Origin of the sequence: Bacillus sp. B4EP4a, assembly GCF_006680105.1 — a bacterium.
In the GTDB taxonomy this organism is placed as follows: domain Bacteria; phylum Bacillota; class Bacilli; order Bacillales; family DSM-1321; genus Peribacillus; species Peribacillus simplex_E.
In genome coordinates, this window is record NZ_VHIK01000016.1 from 40322 (window position 1) to 62398 (window position 22077).

Annotated in this window: 27 protein-coding genes and 2 riboswitches; of the genes, 15 read left to right on the forward strand and 12 right to left on the reverse strand. The window is 41.8% G+C overall.

Features of this window, described 5'->3' with window-relative positions:
- Positions 1 to 199 precede the first annotated feature (199 nt).
- Positions 200 to 889 (forward strand): response regulator transcription factor, encoded by a 690-nt coding sequence (locus tag FNK51_RS08580; protein ID WP_141993058.1) that lies wholly within the window; start codon positions 200 to 202, stop codon positions 887 to 889.
- Positions 879 to 2309: a HAMP domain-containing sensor histidine kinase gene (locus FNK51_RS08585; RefSeq protein WP_260399655.1), complete on the forward strand. Its 1431-nt coding sequence runs from the start codon at positions 879 to 881 to the stop codon at positions 2307 to 2309. The genes FNK51_RS08580 and FNK51_RS08585 overlap by 11 nt, the downstream gene beginning before the upstream one ends.
- Before the next feature lie 54 nt (positions 2310 to 2363).
- Here FNK51_RS08585 and spx read toward each other — a convergent pair whose 3' ends face one another.
- The gene (spx, locus tag FNK51_RS08590; RefSeq protein ID WP_034314875.1) at positions 2364 to 2759 is read right to left on the reverse strand and encodes a transcriptional regulator Spx; all 396 of its coding nucleotides are present in this window, start codon (positions 2757 to 2759) and stop codon (positions 2364 to 2366) included.
- Positions 2760 to 3006: 247 nt separating this feature from the next.
- Here spx and modB point away from each other — a divergent pair, with 247 nt between their 5' ends.
- Entirely contained in the window at positions 3007 to 3660 is a 654-nt protein-coding gene (modB, locus tag FNK51_RS08595; protein WP_141993059.1) for a molybdate ABC transporter permease subunit, read from the forward strand.
- On the opposite strand, the gene FNK51_RS27515 is transcribed toward modB, so the two are convergent.
- Positions 3638 to 3886: a GNAT family N-acetyltransferase gene (locus FNK51_RS27515; protein WP_141993060.1), complete on the reverse strand. Its 249-nt coding sequence runs from the start codon at positions 3884 to 3886 to the stop codon at positions 3638 to 3640. The genes modB and FNK51_RS27515 overlap by 23 nt on opposite strands.
- An 86-nt stretch (positions 3887 to 3972) precedes the next feature.
- Complete coding sequence (locus FNK51_RS27145; RefSeq protein WP_286177161.1) at positions 3973 to 4107, reverse strand: hypothetical protein; 135 nt, start codon at positions 4105 to 4107, stop codon at positions 3973 to 3975.
- A 110-nt stretch (positions 4108 to 4217) separates the two neighbouring features.
- Between FNK51_RS27145 and FNK51_RS08605 the strand changes: the two genes are divergently transcribed.
- Together FNK51_RS08605 and FNK51_RS08610 are read left to right on the forward strand one after the other, a co-directional pair.
- Positions 4218 to 4709: a hypothetical protein gene (locus FNK51_RS08605; RefSeq protein ID WP_076367434.1), complete on the forward strand. Its 492-nt coding sequence runs from the start codon at positions 4218 to 4220 to the stop codon at positions 4707 to 4709.
- Between the two features lie 198 nt (positions 4710 to 4907).
- Entirely contained in the window at positions 4908 to 5105 is a 198-nt protein-coding gene (locus FNK51_RS08610) for a cold-shock protein (RefSeq protein WP_028393295.1), read from the forward strand.
- Positions 5106 to 5146: 41 nt separating this feature from the next.
- Here FNK51_RS08610 and FNK51_RS26485 read toward each other — a convergent pair whose 3' ends face one another.
- From FNK51_RS26485 to FNK51_RS08625, 4 genes are all read right to left on the reverse strand, one after another.
- Positions 5147 to 5314, reverse strand: a complete 168-nt coding sequence (locus FNK51_RS26485) for a hypothetical protein (RefSeq protein ID WP_181762223.1) — start codon at positions 5312 to 5314, stop codon at positions 5147 to 5149.
- A gap of 122 nt (positions 5315 to 5436) precedes the next feature.
- Entirely contained in the window at positions 5437 to 5874 is a 438-nt protein-coding gene (locus FNK51_RS08615) for a flavodoxin domain-containing protein (RefSeq protein WP_141993061.1), read from the reverse strand.
- Positions 5846 to 6898 carry a ribonucleotide-diphosphate reductase subunit beta gene (locus tag FNK51_RS08620; RefSeq protein WP_098372568.1) on the reverse strand — a complete coding sequence of 351 codons (1053 nt, stop codon included), beginning with the start codon at positions 6896 to 6898 and terminating at the stop codon, positions 5846 to 5848. The genes FNK51_RS08615 and FNK51_RS08620 overlap by 29 nt, the downstream gene beginning before the upstream one ends.
- A 45-nt stretch (positions 6899 to 6943) precedes the next feature.
- Positions 6944 to 9241 carry a ribonucleoside-diphosphate reductase subunit alpha gene (locus FNK51_RS08625; protein WP_098372567.1) on the reverse strand — a complete coding sequence of 766 codons (2298 nt, stop codon included), beginning with the start codon at positions 9239 to 9241 and terminating at the stop codon, positions 6944 to 6946.
- A 138-nt stretch (positions 9242 to 9379) separates the two neighbouring features.
- A riboswitch (cobalamin riboswitch) is annotated at positions 9380 to 9560 on the reverse strand.
- Between the two features lie 293 nt (positions 9561 to 9853).
- Here FNK51_RS08625 and FNK51_RS08630 point away from each other — a divergent pair.
- Positions 9854 to 10783 carry a manganese-dependent inorganic pyrophosphatase gene (locus FNK51_RS08630; RefSeq protein ID WP_098372566.1) on the forward strand — a complete coding sequence of 310 codons (930 nt, stop codon included), beginning with the start codon at positions 9854 to 9856 and terminating at the stop codon, positions 10781 to 10783.
- Between the two features lie 99 nt (positions 10784 to 10882).
- On the opposite strand, the gene FNK51_RS26490 is transcribed toward FNK51_RS08630, so the two are convergent.
- Positions 10883 to 11029, reverse strand: coding sequence for a hypothetical protein (locus FNK51_RS26490; protein ID WP_179891129.1), 147 nt, complete (start codon positions 11027 to 11029; stop codon positions 10883 to 10885).
- An 85-nt stretch (positions 11030 to 11114) separates the two neighbouring features.
- Positions 11115 to 12572: a SulP family inorganic anion transporter gene (locus FNK51_RS08635; protein ID WP_141993062.1), complete on the reverse strand. Its 1458-nt coding sequence runs from the start codon at positions 12570 to 12572 to the stop codon at positions 11115 to 11117.
- 310 nt (positions 12573 to 12882) lie between these two features.
- On the opposite strand from FNK51_RS08635, the gene FNK51_RS26495 reads away from it, so the two are divergent.
- The 5 genes from FNK51_RS26495 to FNK51_RS26500 all read left to right on the forward strand — a co-directional run bounded on the left by FNK51_RS26495 (position 12883) and on the right by FNK51_RS26500 (position 14061).
- The gene (locus tag FNK51_RS26495) at positions 12883 to 13053 is read left to right on the forward strand and encodes a hypothetical protein (protein ID WP_181762224.1); all 171 of its coding nucleotides are present in this window, start codon (positions 12883 to 12885) and stop codon (positions 13051 to 13053) included.
- On the forward strand, positions 13043 to 13234 hold the full coding sequence (locus FNK51_RS08640) for a hypothetical protein (protein ID WP_141993063.1): 192 nt from the start codon (positions 13043 to 13045) through the stop codon (positions 13232 to 13234). Before FNK51_RS26495 ends, FNK51_RS08640 begins: the two co-directional genes overlap by 11 nt.
- A gap of 105 nt (positions 13235 to 13339) precedes the next feature.
- Positions 13340 to 13462 (forward strand): hypothetical protein, encoded by a 123-nt coding sequence (locus FNK51_RS27150; protein ID WP_260398020.1) that lies wholly within the window; start codon positions 13340 to 13342, stop codon positions 13460 to 13462.
- Positions 13463 to 13520: 58 nt separating this feature from the next.
- Positions 13521 to 13706, forward strand: a complete 186-nt coding sequence (locus tag FNK51_RS08645; protein WP_141993064.1) for a hypothetical protein — start codon at positions 13521 to 13523, stop codon at positions 13704 to 13706.
- 184 nt (positions 13707 to 13890) lie between these two features.
- Complete coding sequence (locus FNK51_RS26500) at positions 13891 to 14061, forward strand: hypothetical protein (RefSeq protein ID WP_179891127.1); 171 nt, start codon at positions 13891 to 13893, stop codon at positions 14059 to 14061.
- Between the two features lie 216 nt (positions 14062 to 14277).
- Positions 14278 to 14368: riboswitch (cyclic di-GMP riboswitch) on the reverse strand.
- Between the two features lie 433 nt (positions 14369 to 14801).
- On the opposite strand, the gene FNK51_RS08650 is transcribed toward FNK51_RS26500, so the two are convergent.
- The gene (locus tag FNK51_RS08650) at positions 14802 to 16013 is read right to left on the reverse strand and encodes an MFS transporter (protein ID WP_098372561.1); all 1212 of its coding nucleotides are present in this window, start codon (positions 16011 to 16013) and stop codon (positions 14802 to 14804) included.
- A gap of 201 nt (positions 16014 to 16214) precedes the next feature.
- On the opposite strand from FNK51_RS08650, the gene FNK51_RS08655 reads away from it, so the two are divergent.
- Together FNK51_RS08655 and FNK51_RS08660 are read left to right on the forward strand one after the other, a co-directional pair.
- Positions 16215 to 17522, forward strand: a complete 1308-nt coding sequence (locus FNK51_RS08655; RefSeq protein ID WP_098372560.1) for a CitMHS family transporter — start codon at positions 16215 to 16217, stop codon at positions 17520 to 17522.
- A gap of 168 nt (positions 17523 to 17690) precedes the next feature.
- On the forward strand, positions 17691 to 18323 hold the full coding sequence (locus tag FNK51_RS08660) for a superoxide dismutase family protein (RefSeq protein ID WP_098372559.1): 633 nt from the start codon (positions 17691 to 17693) through the stop codon (positions 18321 to 18323).
- A 312-nt stretch (positions 18324 to 18635) separates the two neighbouring features.
- Here the strand turns inward: FNK51_RS08660 and trhO are convergent, their stop codons facing one another.
- A complete protein-coding gene (gene trhO, locus FNK51_RS08665) occupies positions 18636 to 19601 on the reverse strand; it encodes an oxygen-dependent tRNA uridine(34) hydroxylase TrhO (protein ID WP_141993065.1) in 966 nt (321 codons plus the stop codon).
- A 140-nt stretch (positions 19602 to 19741) separates the two neighbouring features.
- On the opposite strand from trhO, the gene FNK51_RS08670 reads away from it, so the two are divergent.
- Together FNK51_RS08670 and FNK51_RS08675 are read left to right on the forward strand one after the other, a co-directional pair.
- Positions 19742 to 20755, forward strand: a complete 1014-nt coding sequence (locus FNK51_RS08670; protein ID WP_286178610.1) for a nitronate monooxygenase — start codon at positions 19742 to 19744, stop codon at positions 20753 to 20755.
- 20 nt (positions 20756 to 20775) lie between these two features.
- Complete coding sequence (locus FNK51_RS08675; protein WP_141993172.1) at positions 20776 to 21231, forward strand: GNAT family N-acetyltransferase; 456 nt, start codon at positions 20776 to 20778, stop codon at positions 21229 to 21231.
- Between the two features lie 264 nt (positions 21232 to 21495).
- Here FNK51_RS08675 and FNK51_RS08680 read toward each other — a convergent pair whose 3' ends face one another.
- Positions 21496 to 22074, reverse strand: a complete 579-nt coding sequence (locus tag FNK51_RS08680) for a GNAT family N-acetyltransferase (RefSeq protein WP_141993066.1) — start codon at positions 22072 to 22074, stop codon at positions 21496 to 21498.
- Positions 22075 to 22077 lie beyond the last annotated feature (3 nt).

Below are 22077 nucleotides of genomic sequence, written 5' to 3' on the forward strand. Positions count from 1 at the left end.
ACGACCATTTAGCAGCATTCCTGTTAAAATGAATCGAGATCACTTGCACATAATTAGCTAAGTGAAAACATCGGTTAATTTTACTGCGAACATAATCCTGACACATAAAAAGGGTAAGATTGAGGGAAAATGCTTTGAGTTTTATTGGTTAGCATATACAAAATGATTCCACTATAATTCAGGAAGGAGGAATCCATAAATGAAGAAAATTCTTGTAGTAGAAGATGAAATCGCCATATCGATGGTATTGAAAGCATATTTGGAGCGGGAAGGTTTTGATGTAGTCCAAGTTTACGATGGGCTAAAGGCCATTCCAGTGTTTGAAGAAACGAAACCAGAGCTTGTCCTGCTTGATGTCATGCTGCCGGGTAAGGAAGGCTGGGATATATTGAAGGAAATTCGGGAGGACGATACATGTCCGGTTATCATGCTGACTGCACTGACAGATGTCGATTACAGATTATCGGGATTTAAGTCAGGTGCGGATGATTACATCTCCAAACCCTTCGTTGCCGAAGAAGTCGTGGCCCGGGTGCATGCCGTTTTAAGAAGATCCTCATCGGTTGTTACGGAAGATGGTCATGTACATGAGTTTGGGAGTTTAACCATCGATGATCTGTCTTATATGGTGCATTTGAATGGGGAAGAGATAAACTTGACGCCGCGTGATTTGTCGCTGCTCGTTTTTTTCGCTAAGCACCCTAATCAAATTTTCACGAGAGAACAGCTGCTCGACCAAGTGTGGGGCATGGATTATGACGGCAGTGACCGGGCGGTGGACCTGGCGATCAAACGGATCAGGAAGGCGATAGATGCATGGCCTGTAACTGAGGGGGAAATAAAAACATTGCGTGGATTGGGGTATCAATTGAGTGTCTATGAAAACTAAAAAAAGAACCACTTTACAACGCTATTGGACTAAGAGATACGTATTGACCTTGATTTCCGGTTTGATCTTATTGTCTGTTTTTTCCTTATGGTGGATGGAAAAAACGGCTTTGGAATATAGGCTTAGCCTTCTTAAGTACTTAGCTGATGAAACATCCGATCGGGCGATTAAGGAAAATGGTCAGATTGTCGTTGGCCCGATCCTTTCGGAAATTGTAGAGGAAAGGGAGAAAATCCTTCATCTGAACCAACAGCCAATCATCTATATCGTCGATCCCGATGCCACCATCATATATACGATGCCACAATTGTATATAGATCCGGATGAAAATAAACTCCCGGACGTCATCATGAAAAATACGGAGTTAATCCAGAAGGTCAAGATTTCCGACAACAAAGTATATGTCGTCAAATCCCCCATTACGTTTAATGATGAGACGAGAGGCTGGGTGGTCATTGCACAGGAAGAAGGGGCGTTGAAGGAAATCAACCAAGATCATGGCTTGTTGGCGATCATGATTGGAGGCCTACTGATTCTGGGAACGGGGGTCATTTATTTTCTTTCCAGGCAGATTTCACGTCCCATCCAGGACGTAGCTAACGCCGCTGTCCAGGTTCGTGAAGGCAACTATGATATCCATTTCAAAGAGGAAGAGGAGATCAAGGAAGAAGAAATTTATGAACTGATAGAATCATTTAAGGAAATGACCAATCGATTGAAGGTCATGGAGAAGTTACGGGCGGAATTGCTTGCAGGCGTAACCCATGATTTGAAAACGCCAGTCACTTCCATTAGCGGACTGATACAAGCGGTTAAGGATGATGTCGTCAAGGGAGAGCAAAGTAAGGAATTCCTCGATATTTCCTTAAAGGAAACTCAACGTTTACAAGGTATGATAGAGGATTTACTCAATTATAATGCCATATCGGCAGGTGCTTTTAAAATTCGACTGCAAAAAGAGAATATCAATATATTCATCAAGGAAATCGCCTATCGCTGGCAGGTGACCCAGGATGATGATCAAGCGTTCGCTCTTGAGATAAAAGTTCCTGATGAACCGGTCTTTGGTCAAATTGATTCATTGCGGATGCAGCAAATCGTCATTAACCTTTTGAATAATGCCAGACATGCACTTGATGGCAAAGGGAAAATAGCGATTCACCTTTATGAAAAGGATGAAGAACGAATCTGCCTTGATGTACTGGACAGTGGCCGGGGGATCCCAAAACATGAACAACAATTTGTGTTCGAACCATTTTATCGAGGTGAAAACAAAAAGTTGAAGGTACGTGGTTTAGGTTTGGGACTGCCATTCAGTAAGATGCTCGCAAAAGCGCAAAAGGGTGATCTAGTGCTTAAGGATAGCGATGAACAAGGCACCACCTTCACGATTGTCATAGAGAAAGCGGATCAGGTATAAAAAAGGGTTGTCCGATGTAATGGACAACCCTCTTATTATGCGTGACGCTAACTATTAAGCCAATTGGCTGATTGCACGCCATAATTGTACATGACGGACCTTCCTTGGAAGGAAACGTCCCATTTCTTCTTCATTATATCCTGCATGCAAGTTCTTATGGTCGAAAATGATTGGCCGGCGAAGTAAATCCGGGTTATCTTGGATAAGCTTGCATAGATCATTAAGTGGTGTATTATTTATATCGATATTCAGGCTTTTGAATTTTTTGGAACGGGTTGAGATGATTTCATCTGTCCCGCCTTCCGTTTTACGTAAAATCTCTTTTATTTCTTCTATAGAAAGAGGTTGGGAATATAGGTTGCGTTCATTAAAGGAAATTTCGTTCTTCTTTAGCCAAGCTTTTGCTTTACGACAGGCTAGACTGCTTGGAGTAGTATAAATTGTTACCATTAAAATCGACTCCTTCAAAGTTTTCAAGTTTATTGGAATGAAATTATTTTTATATTTGTGATACTCTTACTTTAACGTTTCTTTGTGTCAGCAAGATGTCAAGAAAAATAAACTTAAATGTTATTTTAAAAAGAAAGGGAGAAAATGAAATGAAATCTGCCTTTAATGAAAAAAAAGCCGTTTGGGTAATGATGCCGAACAAGGACCTGCATAGGCCGATATTTAACAGTGATGTGCGGATAGTATCATGACAGGGGATTTTTGGTCACCAGTCAGGCTATCGATACAAGTAGCGGGACTATCGGGTATCCTTGTTTTCATTTTAGGAATTATCATGGCGCGAATGATGGCTAAAAAGCAGTTCAGGGGAAGGGTCCTGTTGGAAACAGCGTTTTTATTGCCGCTTGTTTTGCCGCCTTCCGTCGTTGGGTTTTTATTGATTGTGATTTTTGGCAAGAGTGGAGTGCCGGGACAATTCATTGAAAGGGTTTTTGATCAGCCCCTGATGTTCACGTGGTGGGCAGCGGTAGTTGCATCTACCGTAGTAGCGTTTCCGCTTATGTACCAATCCGCTAAAACTGGCTTTGAAGGTATAGATGAAGAAATCGAAAATGCAGCAAGAGTTGACGGGGCCGGCGAGTGGAGATTGTTCCTGAATGTATCCCTTCCATTGGCGGTGAAATCCATCGTCACAGGTGCCATCTTGAGTTCTGCTCGTGCGTTGGGGGAATTCGGAGCGACACTCATGTTTGCCGGAAACATTCCCGGACAGACACAAACCATACCGACTGCGATATATATCGCCATGGACTCTGGGAATATGACATTAGCCTGGCTATGGGTTGCCGTAATCATTGTCATTTCATTTCTTATGCTTTTTATAGTGACCTACATAAAATGAAAGCTTTTTCTCGAATATGCTTATGAAAAAAGTGAGGTGAGGCTTCTATGTCTTCTTTATGTGTGAAGCCGTTTTTTTCGTAAAGGTTCCGTGCAGGCAGGTTCATTTTACCGGTTGAAACGGATATCTTTTCCCAGTCGCCTTGTAATTGAAGAGCATGCAACAGTGCATCCGCGATACCCTGCCGAAAATAATCAGGGTGGACGACCATTCTGCAAATCAGCATTTGACCATTTTCTTTTGAAAAGATACTGCACCCGCTAAGGCATCACCCTTTAAGTAGCATAAAAACGTTTCATGACAAGGAATGAATTATTCATATGTTTCCAATAGAGGAGGAATATGGGCAAAACCGATCATATCCGCTTCCACCTTATAGGCCTCTTTCTGAAGTTTAAAAAGCTGCTGGCCATAATCGGAGTCCAAATCCCGAATTTTCATGATCAAATCTTATCACTCCCTTTCATTACATTATAATGGAAGAGGGAGATTATTGTTTCTAATCAGTCTGTGTTATAATCGACAAACAATATGAACTAATGAAATGAGGAAGAAATTTGTTAACATTTGAAGAAAAATTGAGCATCATTGAAACTTTTCCGGAATTACAGCGAAAAGATGTTTCATTGGGACGTGTGAACTTTCATTATCCAGATAGTGTCCAGGAGAAAAAGATCGTCGTTCAGCACTTGCATCCCAATGGAAATGGATTCGTTTACGCAGGGCATATGAGAAAAAAAGACACTGACCGTAAAGGTTTTATCAATATTCGTGACTATAATGAAGCGGAATTAAAAGAATTGATCCAAAAAAGCGTCGATTACCTATCTGAACCTCCGGTTGAATTCGAAGAAGAGGAAAACGAGTTCGCTAGGTTGGAAGGGACATGGATTGGCCCTGAAAAGCAAGAGCTTACACTTGAAAGGGAAGACCTGCTATGGAATGTGTATTCAGGCTCGAACCTTGAGGAGTGTTTCGAGAGTCCAGTAGAGGCGGAGCGCTACTTATTGGACGAAGGCTTCCGACAAAGCAAGAAGAGGAATATGTAGAATTTTAGGATAATTTGTCGGTTGATTTACTGTGATAATCTTGTTTTTTTAGGAATTCCCATGATATAATATAAGTAATTATTTTTGTTCGGAATAAGTTTGATAGAAGGATTTACTGTAATAGGATTCCTCTTGAAACATTATCCAGAACCAAAAATAGTAATAAAATGGATTTTTCCAAACACAGGAGGAACTATCATGGTACAAGGTAAAGTAAAATGGTTTAACGCAGAAAAAGGTTTCGGTTTCATCGAAGTTGAAGGCCAAGACGATGTATTCGTACATTTCTCAGCTATCCAAGGCGAAGGCTTCAAAACGCTTGAAGAAGGCCAAGAAGTTTCTTTCGAAATCGAGCAAGGCGCTCGTGGACCACAAGCAGCTAACGTTCAAAAATAATTGAACGCATATAAAAAAAAGACTCCGATTTTGGAGTCTTTTTATTTTTCCTTTTTCTCGGCCATTTCCTTTAATGCTTTGTCCAATTTTTCTTCGATCCGTTTAGAACGATTAAAATGTCCTGCCAGGAAAAACACGATGAATATAATGAATGCGACAAACACAAGCATAAAAAGGATAGGCAGGAACTGGGTTATATCTTCAGTCATTGGATATTATCTCCTTTTTTTTCTTCCATTATACTTCATGCTTACCGCTGCTACGATGAGGGAGCCAAGTTTTTTTAAAAAACACTGAAAGGGGATATGCGAAAACGCATATCCCCTTTCAGTCAGTCCTGGAAAAGCGAGGCGAACTTTTGAAGTCTGGGCAAGTCCGATTCTTGATACATCTGTTCTATCTTCAATGTCACCAATAACTGGCTCTTGGCAAATAACATGTCCCGGAAATGATCGACCGCCCCACAAAAATGATGATAGTTGGTTTCACCAGTGCCGAAGACTCCCGTTTTCAGATGAGCAATAGGCAACTGTTCCAATTCTTTATAAAAGGCTGCTGATTTAGCAGGAAGCTCCCCATTGCCCCAGGTATAGGTGCCGACGATCAATGCATCGTAATCCGGCAATGTGCGTATGTCGAATTCATTCATTCGATATAGTCCAGCTTCAGGTAAAAGGGAAGCAAGAGCTTCAGCAAGCGCTTTTGTATTGCCGCCGGCAGAATGATAGACAATGGCAACTTTACAGCTCATCGAACCCATTACTGGCATTTACTTGACTGTATGTCCTTGACTTCTGTTCGAAGAAATCGGTTTTGGTAAGTCCGATGGATTCATCATCGAACGTTTTGATCCATGGCATCGGATTCTCGCCATACTCTTTATACAAATTTTCAAGGCCTAGCATACGTAACCGTTTGTTGGCGATATATTCGATGTACTCATTGAATTCTTCCAAATCGAGATCGGCTTTGGTTTGGATATCTTCGAGCATATATTCAGACCATTCTTTTTCGAGTTCGACTGCTTTTTCAATCGTTTTATAGATGAACTTCGTGTTTTCTTCATTATTTAACTCAGGATATTCATACATCAAGATTTGAACGAGCATTCCAATGAAATCGAAATGGACCATTTCATCGCGATGAATATAGGATATCATCGTAGCGGAACCAGTCATTAAATTTTGTCGTCCTAAATTATAATAAAAGGCGAAAGCCAGATAGAAATATATCCCTTCAAGGTTCGTTGAATGGATCAGTGCCTCGAATAAATGCTGAGGGCTGGGATCGTCCACGAACGTTTGATAAGCATCAACGATCGGTTGGTTACGCTTAATCACTTCAGGATGTTCTTTAATGCGGTCGAAAAGCTGTTTTTGCTTGCCTACAGGAATCAAGGAAGCAAGGATATAGGAATAAGATTCATTATGGATCGATTCCTGCTGTGCCATGTTGGCCAGGATAGCTTTTGCCGCCGGATCTTTAATGTACCGGAGGATTTCTACTAAAGTTGGCGTTTGAAGACTGTCCATTCCAGCAATCATCGTAAGGATATCGAGAAAAGCGTCCTGGATATCTTCGTCCAATTCGCCCCACTGCTTTTTATCCTGAATCATGTTCACGCTCGAAGGCTTCCAAAAGTTATTGATGAGCTGTGTATAGGTATCATAGAATTTTTCATACTGAATATCGTTCCAAAGGAGGAAGCCTGAAGCTTCTCCTTTGAAAACACCGGTTGCTTTGGTTGGATGCGTAGGTTCGAGCATCCGAATCTTTTTGATATGATTGGTCATTCGTGAAAACTCCTTTAAGAATAGATTACTGGGTTATGATTTTCGTTAACTTGAACAGCTTTCGCAGGCATTGTCATATTCGGAAGAAGTCGAACGAACATAATACGTTGATTTCAATCCGCTTTCCCATGCCGTTAAATGGATATCCAATAGGACCTTCGCTTTGATTGTATTGTGTACATACAGATTAAAGCTGATTGCTTGGTCAATATGGCGTTGGCGCGCTGCATTTTGCCTGATGCTTTCCAGTTGGTCCAAATTAAATCGCGTCTTTTTATAATATTCATACGTATTTGGCGTCAAGCCTGGCGCGGTCACCTTGAATTTGAAGTTTTTCTTTTCTTCGTAAAATTCAATTTCATACAAAGGATCGATTCCATCCGTGGAATTACCGATTTTAGCTGTCGAAGAATTCGGGGCAATGGCCATTAAATAGCCATTACGGGTCCCGTGTTCCTGCACGTCTGCTTTTAAATCCATCCATTTTTGATCTGTATAGTCACGCAGTTCGAAATAGTCCCCTGTATGCCAATCAGATCCTTCAAAATATGGGTATGATCCTTTTTCCTTGGCCAATTCGTTGGATGCCTTGATTGTTAAGTATGCGATCCTTTCGTATAAAGCATCTGCATAGTGAACAGCCTCATCGGATTCCCAATAAATATTCTGCGTGGCAAGTAAATGATGCCATCCAAACGTTCCTAAACCAATTGCCCGGTAACGTTTGTTCGAGATGGATGCTTGTTTGACAGGAAGATTATTTACATCAATGACATTATCCAGCATGCGGATCTGAATGGGAATCAATCTTTCCAAAACATCGCTGCCCACTGCCCGGGGCAAGTTAATGGATGAAAGGTTGCAGACAACGAAATCGCCGCTTTTACGAACGACAACAACATCTCCATCTTCCGTTTCATATTCATCCGTGATCGTCGAAGGGCTTAGGTTTTGGGCAATCTCCGTGCAAAGGTTAGAACAATAAATCATACCTTTATGTTTATTGGGATTCTTCCGATTCACTTCATCACGGTAGAACATATACGGTACGCCTTCTTCTAATTGAGAAATCATGATGCTTTTCATGATGTCCATCGCATTGATTTTTTCAAAACTATAGTTTGGAAGCCTGCCATTTTCTGCGGCCTCGACAGCAAGTGCATAATGATTCCTGAAGCTTCCTTCGCCTTTCTTCTCGTCATAAAGATCTTCAAGTGAAAATCCAAGGGTTTGCTTAACGGTATGCGGATCGAAAAGATACCATTCTTTTCTGTCGCGTACAGCTTCCATGAATAAATCGGGTATACATACACCTGTAAAAATATCATGGGCTTTTAATCTGTCATCCCCGTTTTGTGTCTTCAAATCGAGGAAGCTCATGATATCTTTATGCCAGACATCCAAGTAAATCGCGATGGCACCTTTACGTTGACCCAATTGATCGACACTTACCGCTGTCTGGTTGAATAGTCGAATCCAGGGAGTCGTGCCGGAACTGTTTCCAGAGAAGCCCCGGATATCAGAACCAAGCGAGCGAACCTTACCGACGTAAAGACCGACACCGCCGCCAAATTTAGATACTTTTGCTGCATCGTAGTTTGATAGGTAGATTCCGTCAATGGAATCTTCAATTGCGTCGATAAAGCAAGAGCTTAACTGTCCATGTGTTTTACCTGCATTGGAGAGTGTAGGAGTCGCAACGGTCATATAAAGATTGGACATGGCCCAGTATGCTTCTTTTATAAGTTGCAGGCGGTGCTCCGTTTTTTCCAATCGCATGATTTCCATCGCGATGATCATGAAACGTTCTTGTGGCAGTTCGTAGACCTTATCCTTTTGTGGGCGGGCTAGATAGCGGTCGTTCAATAAGTAGATGCCTATGTAAGAGAATAATTTATCTTTTTCCGGGTCGATCACCGAACCCAATTCCTCAATTTCCGCTTTCGTATATGAAGATAGCAGTTCTGGTTTATAAATGGGATAACGCTGACCTTCTGAAAGCTGGGAGAGTTCCGTGATCAGCTCATAGAATGGGCCATAACTCATACCTTCATAACCTCGATTGGCTTGTGCATCCCTATACATTGTATTCAACAGTTCTGCTGCAGCAACGAACGTCCAATCCGGAGCATCGATATCCACACTTTCAAGAGCGAGCTGAATCAGTTTTCTTGATGCCTGTTCTTCGGTTGAGTCACTTTTGCGATCTAGCCATTTTGTAAAACGCTTTTTGAACTTCTCCATATCGAGATGGCCTTCGAATTCCTTTGATAACATCTCGAGCTGGATGGATTTCGTTTCTGTGTCATTTTCACTTATGGTAGAGTTATATGTTTGAGTCATTAATGATCCTCCTTGTTAACTTCCGCTAAAATAAAAAAACCGCCCAATGAATTGAGCGGATCAAACGATAGAATAAAAGAGCCATGAAAAAATAGCCGTTAAACTATCGTTTCATCATCTCAATCCCCGAAGAATAAGAAACGTGAAAAATTCAAGGCAGGTCTCCTGACTCATGATCACCCTACTTTGAGTCCTTCCCGTATAGAGAGCTATACAGTGGGTATCTCATTTCGTCACATTTACAGTTGCGGGGACAGTTCCGGGTTTACACCGGATTCCCTTTTCAGCCATCACTGGCACCTTGGATTATAAAAAATTCTATATATAGTTATTGTTAATGTTTGTATAATCAATATCTAGTATTTCTGCTTATATTATCGTAAGCCATATACGATGATAATTCAACTAATATATTTGAAAAAAACCAATCCTTATCTATTGACAAAGTGATGGCAGAGTGTGAAGGAATGAAAGATTTTATTGGGGAATGGGTAATTCAAGCGCTGATTTTACGCGATTTTGTGTTAAAATAAATTGTCTAGTAAAGGTGGCTCTCCCTTATTGCAATGAGGGGATTCGCGGAAAAATATTTAAGAAAAAGGGGATAAAATCTTGGAAAAAGTATTAGTTTTTGGACATAAAAACCCGGATACAGACACAATCTGTTCAGCAATCGCTTATGCAGACCTGAAAAAGCAGTTAGGTATCAACGCTGAACCAGTTCGTCTGGGTGAAGTAAATGGTGAAACTCAATATGCATTGGACCAATTCAAATTCGAAGCTCCCCGCCTTGTGGAAAAAGTTGCAGGGGAAGCTGAAGGCGTAATCCTGGTCGATCATAACGAACGCCAGCAAAGTGCTGAAGATATTGACCAAGTCCGTGTGTTAGAAGTTATCGACCATCATCGTATCGCTAACTTTGAAACAAGCGATCCACTATATTACCGTGCGGAACCAGTTGGATGTACGGCAACCATTTTAAATAAAATTTATAAAGAAAACGGCATTGAAGTCCCTAAAGCAATCGCAGGTCTTATGTTGTCTGCCATCATTTCCGATTCGTTATTGTTCAAATCTCCTACATGCACGGAGCAAGACGTTGCAGCAGCAATGGAACTGGCTGCCATTGCGGGAGTCGACGCTGAAACATACGGCTTAGAAATGTTGAAAGCTGGAGCTGACTTGAGCGACAAAACGATTGCCCAGCTTATCACTCTTGATGCAAAGGAATTCTCCATGGGAATGGCTAAAGTGGAGATAGCACAGGTCAATGCTGTAGATCCGAACGAAGTCCTTGCTAAGCAAGCAGAATTGGAAGCGGCGATTGAAGCGGTTATAGCTGAGAAGGAATTGGACTTATTCCTATTTGTCGTAACGGATATCTTGACTAATGATTCTGTTGCCTTGGCTCTTGGTAAAGCAGCTTATGCAGTGGAAAAAGCATACGACGTTTCATTAAACAATAACATCGCCGTCTTAGAAGGCGTGGTATCGCGTAAAAAACAAATCGTGCCGGTCTTAACGGACGTATTCAGCAAATAATACAGTAGAAGGGGTGCTCATTAAAAACATGGGCATCCTTTTTCTGTACATGCAAAAAAAAGACTCAACCACCATTAAGGGTGTTTTGAGTCTTTTTTCTTAATTCAAAGCTTCCTTTTCTTTTTCATAGGCAATGACAATCAGTTCTTTGTTGGCTTCCTCGCCAAGTCTGCTTTCAAAGCTTTTCAGTTCATTCAATAAATCCGGTGACAGATTTGCTGCCGTATAATCCTGCTCGGGTGTCATGCTTTTCGCTCCTTTCAAAAGGAAATCATTCATGTTATCTATTTTGTCGGTTTGAAAAGTTTCTATTCAGCAAAATTTTACAACTTCAAGATATTTTACTTTCTGAGGTGGCGAGTTTTTCAAGCAATAACGAACTTTCTTCATCGAGTCCTTGCACTTGGACAGGTATTCCCAGAAGCTGATATTTAAGAACAACCGTATCAACAGCACCGACTGCTGAAGCATCCCAGATTTTAGAATGGGAAAAGTCGATGACGATTGAATCGGCTTTTTCCTTGAAGTCGAACTTCGAAACAAAGTCCTGGACAGAAGCGAAAAATATTTGCCCGCTGATATGATAAATGATTTTCTTAGCCTGGACATCTTCCGTTTTCACTACAGCCACTTTAGAAATTTTAGCCGAAAAGAAAATCATGCTCAAGAGCACTCCGGCGAATACCCCTTTTGATAAATCATGTGTATAAAGGACAATGAGGACCGTCACGATCATCACGGCTGCATCCGACTTTGGAGCTTTAGCGAGCCTCTTTAGGGAAAACCAGTCAAAGGTCCCGATTGAAACCATGATCATGACTGCGACAAGTGCAGCCATCGGGATTTTAATAAGGACATCATTCAATACCACGATTAATACCATAAGGAAAGCGCCAGCTACAAAAGTGGAGAGCCGGCCCCTTCCTCCCGATTTAATATTGATACCGGATTGGCCGATCATCGCACATCCTGCCATGCCGCCAAAGCATCCGGCAATGATATTCGAAATCCCCTGGCCTTTGGCTTCCTTATTTTTATTACTGTCCGTGTCAGTCATCTCATCGACTATTTGAGCTGTCAATAATGATTCAAGCAGGCCAACAAATGCAAGAGCTATGGAATAAGGGGAAATGATCGCCAAAGTGTCGAAGGTCAAAGGGATATCTGGAAGCATGAACATCGGAAGCGCTTCGGTCAATTGCCCCATATCCCCAACCGTCCGCACCGTAGCCCCCGTGGTAACTGCAACGATCGTCATGAATATAATTGCTACAAGTGGTGAAGGTATGACTTTCGTGATTAGCGGAAAAAGATAAATGATAGCTAAAGAAACGGCTGTCATGACATACATGATCCATGTTTCGCCCACGAAATGGGTGAGCTGTGCCGTGAAAATCAAGATGGCTAAAGAATTCACAAAACCAGTCATGACCGGCTTCGGTATGAACTTCATTAATTTCCCGATTTTTAAAACCCCTAGTAAAATTTGCAGCAAACCAGTCAATATTGTTGCAGCAAGTAAATAGTTCAAGCCATGATCTTTAACAAGATCGACCATGACGAGTGCCATTGCACCAGTGGCTGCCGATATCATTCCCGGCCTTCCGCCGACAAAAGAGATGACGATGGCAATGCAGAATGAGGCATATAGACCAACCATTGGGTCAACGCCAGCAATGATCGAAAAGGCAATCGCCTCCGGAATCAATGCCAAGGCAACGACAATTCCCGATAGGACATCTCCTCTAACGTTGCCGAACCATTCCTGTTTATATCCAGATGTATTCAAAGAAACACTCCTTCTTTCTATCTATGTGTGTTCATTTCTTTTTTAACGCACTAAATTATAGCATGAGTCCTTCTTTCTATCTATATGGATAATATTAACGACAAACCGAGGGCTATTCATTTCTTAGCATTGGCGAAAGAAGTTAAAATTCCTAAAAAAGGAAATCTAGAGAAATGGCGTGGGCATCATCCAATAAGGAAGGGCAAAAAATTTCCAAAGCCTTCTGAATGAATTTCGCTTTCATGATTCAGATTTTTCTGTATTTAAAAGTATTATTCTTTTATTATGAATGAAAATGGGGGTTACTCCTATGAATAAGAGTGAGAAAAGAACGAAACTATTGGAAAAGATTGAGAGTCGTTTAAGATTGACTGCAAGAAATTTAGTGAAATTCGATACAAACCAAGAAACATTGGATTTTACGGTGGAATCATTTCAATTAGAATTTTCGTGGGTTTGTGGCGATCGTATTGAGGGATGATGATCGTTTATATCCAAAAGTATGGAAAGGCGGTTCGCCGCATTTTGCTGATTCTTTTCCCATTCACCTAGGTGAATGTTCCCCGGAAATTTTCAAAGAAGAGGTAAAGGACAGTTACATAACTAAATTGTTTGAAGAGAAAATAGAAGATAAGGCTAAAATAGTCATTGATGAACAATGATCTATACAGGCCACACCGGATTGCCGTTTTGAAACTGGAAGAGGAATCACTTACTGCCCATTCGAATCTGATCGAGAAGCGGAAAAAGCCTCGGAATGGGATCATATGAAAGAACAGCTTTATCTTAAATATAAAGAAATCATCGTGACAAAACGGGATGATATGCTGATTTTGATGATACCGGTGGAAAGGGAAATAAACTCGCATCCTCATACTGGGAAGGGATAAATCATTATCTTAGTGAATATCCGATATTAAAGAAGCTTTCCTTGACGATACTATGAGGGTGGGCGGTACCACCAATAAGCTGGACGATTATTATTATGACTACAAACAGGCCATGCATGCTTATAATGTTCCCCGAAATGGATTCCCGAAAAATGTCTTGGCCATTTTTGACGAATTGGGCTCCTACACGCTATTGAATAACCTGAAAGATCCTGGACTTGCCGAGTTATTACTTGAGAAATAATTGACCCAGTTGATGGAATATCAAAAGGGAAGCGGAGTAGAGCTTATAAACTGCATGATTTATATGAATCGAGCCAGTTATATTCCGCCGCATATTCACTTTACATAGCAATGATAAAAGATCTTGAAAGGATCTTTTTTTTATTCATTTTTGTGTGTAATCTGGGTAAGGAGGCATGAGGAAGATGGCTATTGTTACCGGAACAATAACTTCCCTTTTCAACATACATAGAAGTGGTGAGGGTGAAAAGGCCAGCTCTATCAAAGTTTTTGGAGTAGGAACCCTCCCGGTGTTAAGAGGCTATTCCTTATCAATGATACTTGATTTACATTTAGGACATGTCACTTCTTTATAATGCTTGAACCTGATCTTTCGAAGGTCGCTTCTGGTCAACATTGAGAATACATTATACCTTGTGCCGCATGCACAAGTATTTTGATCTTTAACTATGTGTCTCTCATCCGTAGTAGCTGAATAAATGGTTGGAAAAAACATATATAACCCTCCTATTTTTAATTTTAGGCAAATTAAATAGGGGCAATTGATAATAAGTGATCCATTCAAGAAAAATCTTGGCAGCTCGGCTGCCATGACAACTAAGATGTTGTGTTAGGCCCGTGGCTTTGCGTCTTTTACTTTCATAAAATTTGCCTAAAATAATCTTAACATAAAATTTGATGCGTTATGAAGTGTTTATGACTGCGGCCAACCTTCCCCTTTTATTAAGTATCAACAGCAATCAGCTGGATTGTCCAAATATAGAAGGAAAATAGAGAAGAAAGGTTTGGAACGGGTCCTTTTTTAGTTGCTAGGTATACAAAAGGGTCTCTTCGATTCGTACAAAAAGTACGAATGAAAGAGACTCTTTTGGTATGCTATGTACCTATAGCTTGGGAAACCATGTTCAGCAGCTAGTTTCCAATATTCCTTTTTCATGAGTGCAGGACTCTGGTTCGTTTTTGGCCGCACTGCCTGTATCGGAAAACGACCGAAACGAAATCCAGTTCCAGAAGTATCCAGCACTACAGCTGTATGAGCATTAAACATGAGAAAGCCTGCTTCCATCTGGAAGCAGGCTTTCTTGCCAAAGTGTGATTAATGTGATCTTGCCAATTCCGGATTGCGGTGCATCGCGAAATAGAGGACAAGTCCCGCTATGAGGAGTAACGTGCTGGTCGTGATGAAAACGGCGGAGAATCCGTAGAAACCAGCAACCATTCCGCCCATCGCAGGTCCAATGATATTGCCTAAAAAGCGCAGGCTCGTATTGTACCCAAGTACTTCCCCCTGCATTGCGACAGGAGCTTCCTGGCGAATGTAGGCAATCCTTACAGGGATGATGCCGCCTATTGCCATGCCAAGTATGAAACGTACCAAAACAAGCTGCCAAAAATGATTGATGAAGGCACCGGGCAAGTAGACTGTAGCAGTTAGAAAAAGAAGCAGCACAAGAATCTTCACATGTCCATGACGATCACCTATCTTGCCCCAGTGACGCGCCATCAATAAATTCCCCAGGCCTGCTGCAGAAAAGGCGATACCTGAATAAAATCCAAGATTGGAAGTTCCATGCAGCTCGCCAACATATAAAGAAAGAATGGGCTGGATGCTGAAGTGGGCAACTTGAACAAGTGTCGAAATGAGCATGACATTGACTAGGATGGGATTCCTTAAGATATGCGAGAGAACCTCCCGGCTTGTATAGCTCGACTTTGTTCCCTTCTGCCGTTCCATTCGGTACTCCTTGGTTGCAAAAACAAGAAGTCCAGAAATGAAAATGGTGATGGAGGTGAATTTAAAGGCGGTTGAATAGCCGAGTGTGTCTGCAAGCAGGCCGCCAAGCAAAGGTCCGAAAAGGGAACCGGTTATATTTCCCGTTTGCAAGGTTCCCAGCACACGTCCGGCAATTTCTTTAGGGGTCTGCGTTGATATGAAGGCCTGTGACATGGAAATGAAGCCAGTGAATATTCCGGTGAACATCCTTAAGACGAATAGCTGCCAAACATTTTCAACGAATCCCATCAAGAAAATGGACAGCCCCATCCCAAAGGCACAGGCAATCAAGATTTTTTTTCTGCCGTACCGATCACCAATTCGTCCCCAAATGGGAGAAAATAAAAAGGCAGTCACAAAAGTGATTCCAAATGTCCATCCGGACCAATGCTGGATATATTGAGTCGAATAATCTCCGAATGTACCAATGTATAAGGATATGAATGGGAGAACCATCGTCATGCTCCCGCCTATGAAGAAATTGGCGAACCACATGATGAAAAGATTCCGTTTAGCTATTTTATGATCATTCATTTTACATTCAACACTTCTTTCCTCCGAAAAAAACTTCGGGTTCCTAAATAATAGTATACATAATTTAACTAATTTATTAAACGAATTTGTTTTACAGGTTTTTTAATGAAAATGCAAATGGTATAATGTGAAAATATTGATTTTTCAGAAAAATCAAATTAAACAAAGGTATTCACTTTTTCATTTAAAGGAGTTTTTAACATGTTGACGATTTTAGGATTTTGCATGATTTTAACGTTTCTGGTCTTAGTCATCACAAAACGCTTATCAGTGGTTGTCGCTTTTATCTTCACTGCGATAGCATTTGGTCTGATTGGTGGCTTTGCCTCGGAAATGGGAGATATGATGGTTGCGGGTATTTTAAAGGTGACACCGACAGCAGTCATGATCGTTTTTGCCATTCTATACTTTGGTTTAATGATTGACGTTGGTTTATTCGAGCCCATGATCGCTAAAATACTCAGTTTTGTAAAAGGAGATCCGCTAAAGGTTGTCATGGCAACCGCCATTATAACCATGTTGGTAGGTTTGGACGGAGACGGATCTTCCACATTCATGATCACCGTTTCAGCTATGCTGCCGCTTTATATCAAATTAGGGATGAACAGGCTCGTATTGGCCTGTGTTGTTGGTTTAGCCGCTGGCGTCATGAATATGATTCCTTGGGGAGGTCCTTTGGTCAGGGCGGCCGCGAGCCTTCAGGTTGAAGTATCGGAGTTATTCATTCCTCTCATTCCGGTCATGATTTGCGGTCTTTTATGGACGCTTTTTTCGGCATATGTACTTGGCAAAAAGGAAAGGGAGAGATTAGGAGTCAGTTCGGTGGAGGCGAACATGCAACCTGGTATGGGTGAACAGGCTGCAGCTGTTGAAACCGCACCTAAAGGAACATCCAAGCTTTTTTGGTTTAATTGGTTCTTGACGATTTTACTGATGGTTTTGCTGGTGATGGAAGTGCTGCCGATCCAAATTTTATTTGCCACTGCTTTTGCGATTGCACTATTCGTTAACTTTCCGAACCCAAAAGAACAGCAGGAAAGGATTTTAAGTCATGCCAATAGTTTTGTGATGATCTGTACACTCATTTTCGCTGCAGGGATTTTTACGGGTGTATTCACAGAAACAAAGATGATGGACTCGATGGCTGCTTCAATCGTAACTGTCATTCCAGAGTGGCTCGGGGCACATTTGCCACTGGTGGTAGCGCTGACGAGCATTCCGATGGGCTTCATTTTTTCACCTGATGCCTATTACTTTGGTATTCTGCCAATAATAAGTGAAACGGCATCGAACTTCGGTATTGCTCCTGTAGAAATCGGAAGGGCGGCTTTATTAGGCCATTCGACCGCAGGGTTCCCATTATCGCCATTGGTGCCTGCAACATTCATATTAATTGGCCTTGTAGGCGTGGATTTTGGGGATCACCAAAAATTCCTGTTTAAATGGGCATTTGGGACAACCATCATCATGACGATTGCAGCGATTACTTTTGGGGTCATCACTTTGTAAAATGTGAGCCCATTAAGCTATAATGCAAAATTCCTGTCTGTGAATTTAGTAAGGTGTTCACCCTCACGGTATAATCTATTTTCCTATTTATTCCGATTTCTGTTTATTCTTCCATTATGGTGGAAAGTAATAAGAGGAAGATACATATAAGAGAGTGAGGGAGTTTATATGAACTATAAACAAAAACTTGTGCTGCCAATATGTGCTGCCCTTTTACTGTATGGATGTAATTCAGCGGATGATTCAAATCAGTCCGACAATGATGCCGAGGAAATGACTACAGTGGGACAAGGAACAGAAACAGGGGTTGATCCGCAGGTGAAAGCGGAAGTTAAAGATGTAGAAGGTAAAACACTTGGGACGGTTAACTTTACCGCGGAAGAGAATACTGTAGTGATCGAGACCGCTTTGGAAGGCCTTGAGCCAGGCTATCATGGATTCCATGTCCACGAAAACGCAGTATGTGAGCCGGATGCTAAGGAAGGCCCGTTCACTACAGCGGGAGGACACTTTAATCCAACTGATGACACGCACTCTAAACATGCAGGGGATATGCCCCCTTTATATGTAAAAGAGGATGGGACAGCCAAATATACGGCAACATTGGATAACATGACGATAGACCAGCTGAAGAAAGAAGAGTTGGCTGTAATCGTTCATGCGAATCCAGACAACTTTGCCAATATTCCTGACCGTTATGAAGCCAATGGAGAAAAAGGACCTGATGTAGATACCTTGAAAACAGGTGATGCAGGCGATAGGCAAGCTTGCGGGATTGTTGTAAGTGCAGAGGAAAAATAGCATTAATGAAGCAAGAGCGATTCTTCAAAAGAGGAATCGCTCTTTTTATTGAAGGTAAAACCGCTGACCGCTAAAATCTTAAAAGAGCTGAATTTTTTCTTTTTACGTTTTAAGAAGGTTTTTTCTATTGTGATATAGAAGTTAGAGAGTAAGTAATATTGCATTAGAAGCAGATGGTATTAAAAGATCATAGTTAATTCTTGCATTGGGATGAAGCCCAAGGCATAGGTTTAATATAGGAAAATAAGATTTACTTTGAAAGGATAAAAAAACCCGAATAGGGATCATGTCCACTGATTCGGGTTTGCTTTATCATTTTGCGGTAATGGTTTCTTCGATTAGCTGTAATCTCTCAGCCACTTCTTCTTCAGAAAGGTTATGCTCGACTACATAGCGGTTACGGGGATGCACTCGGCATTCATGAGTACAGCTGCGCATATGTTTGTGCTCGTTCTCTTCACTGCAAAGGATTTTCTTGTTGCATTCAGGGTTAGCACAATTAACATAGCGTTCGCAAGGTTCGCCGGAATAAATGTCTCGACCGACAATGACATGTTCCTTTTGATTGATAGGTACGGCAATCCTTTCATCGAATACATACATTTGACCATCCCAAAGCTCACCTTGGACTTCGGGATCCTTTCCGTATGTTGCGATGCCGCCATGCAGTTGGCTTACATCTTCAAAGCCTTCTTCGACAAGCCAGCCGGAGAATTTCTCACATCGGATACCGCCGGTGCAATACGTTAGGATTTTTTTGCCTTCGAACATTTCTTTATTTTCCCGGACCCAATCTGGAAGTTCACGGAAATTCGTGATTTCTGGCTTGATTGCACCCCTGAAATGTCCCAAATCAAATTCATAGTCATTTCTGGCATCAAGGACGATGGCATTTTCATCTTGCATTTGCTCGAAGAACTCCTTCGGGCTCAAGTGTTTGCCTGTCGTCCGGTTCGGGTTGATGTCTTCTTCCAAACGAAGCGTTACAAGTTCATTTCGTGGACGAACATGCATTTTTTTGAAAGCATGGCCGTCAGCTTCATCTATTTTAAACACGATATCGTCAAAGCGGGGGTCGCTTTTCATCATGTCCATATATTTGTTGGTTTGTTCGATCGTACCAGAAACTGTTCCGTTGATACCTTCTGCTGCCACCAAGATACGGCCTTTCAATTCAAGTGCTTTACATGCCGCAAGATGCTCGGCTGCGAATTCTTCGTGATTCTCGATAGGTACATACAAATAATAAAGTAATACTCTATATGGTTTTGTTTCCATTTTTATTTACCACCTATGTTTTATATTTGCAAGATATAAAGGGTGATCATTTAGACACTTTTCTCTTACAGATAATCATTATATCAAGAAAACGTAAAAATGATAAGGGCATGAAGAAAAATCAAAAGGAGTTGTATGGAATGTTGAAAGATTTAATGAGATATCCAATCATCCAAGCACCGATGGCAGGAGGAGCTTCCACCCCGAAGCTTGCGGCTTCAGTATCCAATGCAGGAGGATTGGGCTTTCTCGCAGCTGGCTATAAGACTGCAGAAGAGATGAAGGACGAGATAGGGCAGACCCGTCAGTTGACTGAGCACCCTTTTGGCGTGAATGTCTTTGTGCCAGGCAACGAGGCGGTGGATGAAAATATATTATCTGCCTATCGTGAAAAGATCGAAAAAGAGGCCGAGAGCGTTGGGGCTGAGATTGGAAAAGCCGATAGTGATGACGATGATTGGGAAAATAAAATAAAGGTATTGAAGGAGGCTGGGGTCGCCGTCGTCAGTTTTACGTTTGGATGTCCAACGGATGATGTAATAAGGGAGCTCCAAGATGTCGGTTCCCTTATAGCCGTGACAGTAACCAACCTTCAAGAAGCAAAAAGGGCGGCGGAAGGAGGTGCGGATGTACTATGTGTACAGGGGTTTGAAGCAGGGGGTCACCGGGGCAGCTTTGAAAACCGCACAGAAGATGATTACGGTCTTTTAGTTTTGATACGGTTGATACAAGGTGAGCTGAACTTGCCGATCATTGCGGCGGGTGGATTGATGCATGGAAAGGATATCGCAGCCGTGCTCGAAGCGGGAGCAACAGCGGCACAATTGGGAACAGCTTTCCTTCGCTGTCCCGAAAGCGGGGCAAGTCCCGTCCATAAGGAAGCTCTGGGAAATCCCCGGTTTACCCAGACCTCTATTACCCGAGCCTTCAGCGGCCGGAGGGCACGCGGGTTGGTGAATCACTTTATAACCGAATATGATGGCGTTGCACCAGTCGCCTATCCTCATGTCCATCACATGACAAAGCAAATGCGAAAAGTGGCTGGACAAAAAAACAATCCTGAATTGATGGCTTTGTGGGCAGGACAAGGATATAGGGTGAGCAGGGAACTTCCCGCATCGGAATTGGTTGAACTTCTTGTAGAAGAACTATAATGAGAAGGGTTTGTATGGAGATGGAGATAAGGGAATTATTCATGGATGAGCCACCGCCGATGCATTTATTGCTTTTGGCAGATCCTTCAAGGGAATTGGTCGAGGAATACTTGGGAAGCGGAACATGCTTTGTTGCCGTGACTGATGAGCGAATGATCGGTGTTTATGTTTTACTGCAAAAAGGTCCAAAACTGATAGAGATAATGAACATCGCGGTGGATGAACGGCACCATGGAAGAGGAATCGGCAGGCAATTGATTGAACACGCCATAGGCCATGCAAGGCAACAGGGATATAAAACGATTGAAATCGGCACGGGAAATTCGGGGATAGGGCAGCTTGCCCTTTACCAAAAATGCGGTTTTAGAATAACTGGGGTCGATCGGGATTTTTTTTATAGAAACTATTCCGAGGCCATTTATGAAAATGGGATTCAATGCCAGGATATGATTCGCTTGTCACAAAGTTTAGACTAAGCAATGATCATCCAAGTTTGACGGAAAAGCTTTACAGACAAAAGTGCGCGTCGCATTGCTTAGGGGAATGAACTTGTTCATTGGAGATATGATTTATCTTCTTTTTGCTTTACTAATGCCGTTTTTATTTGCGCTTGGCGTTTTCATATTCATTCGATCAACAAAAAGGCAAAAGGATTTTTTATCGGAGATTAATAAAGACTCACATGAAAGATAGCAGCAAGAGAAAAAGAGTGCAAAACAACGGCACTCTTTTTCATATCTTCACCTTTTCAAAAAGGCTTCCAAATTCCTTTTCACACTGGGCCATTCATGCTCGAGAATACTGTAGACCACCGTGTTCCTTATCCTTCCATCTTGCAGTTTTTTCTCCATTCTCAAAATGCCTTCTTCTAGGGCGCCGAGCCTGGTTATTGCTGCACGCGATCTTTTATTGCATTCGTCCGTCCTGAATTCAACCCGTTTCATTTTCCACTTTTCAAAAGCATGCTGCAATAGCAGGTACTTACATTCTGTGTTAATGGCTGTCCGCCATTTGTCGGGATGATACCAAGTCGCACCGATTTCCAGGGATTGATTATGAAATTGAATATTTCTTAAGCTCGTGCTGCCAACTATCGAATCATCAGTCTGATCGATAACGACAAATGGATGATGAAGTTCCTGTTCCCTTGCTCGAATGCCATCCTTTACATAGGAAATCGCCTCTTCATATGACAAAATTTTTGTTGCGCTCCATTCCCATATTTCAGTTGGCAGGGAAGCGGTGTAAAGCGGTTCGATATGATGATCCATCATCGGGGTGAGTATCACGTGTTTCCCGAATAATTCGATATGTTCCATAGT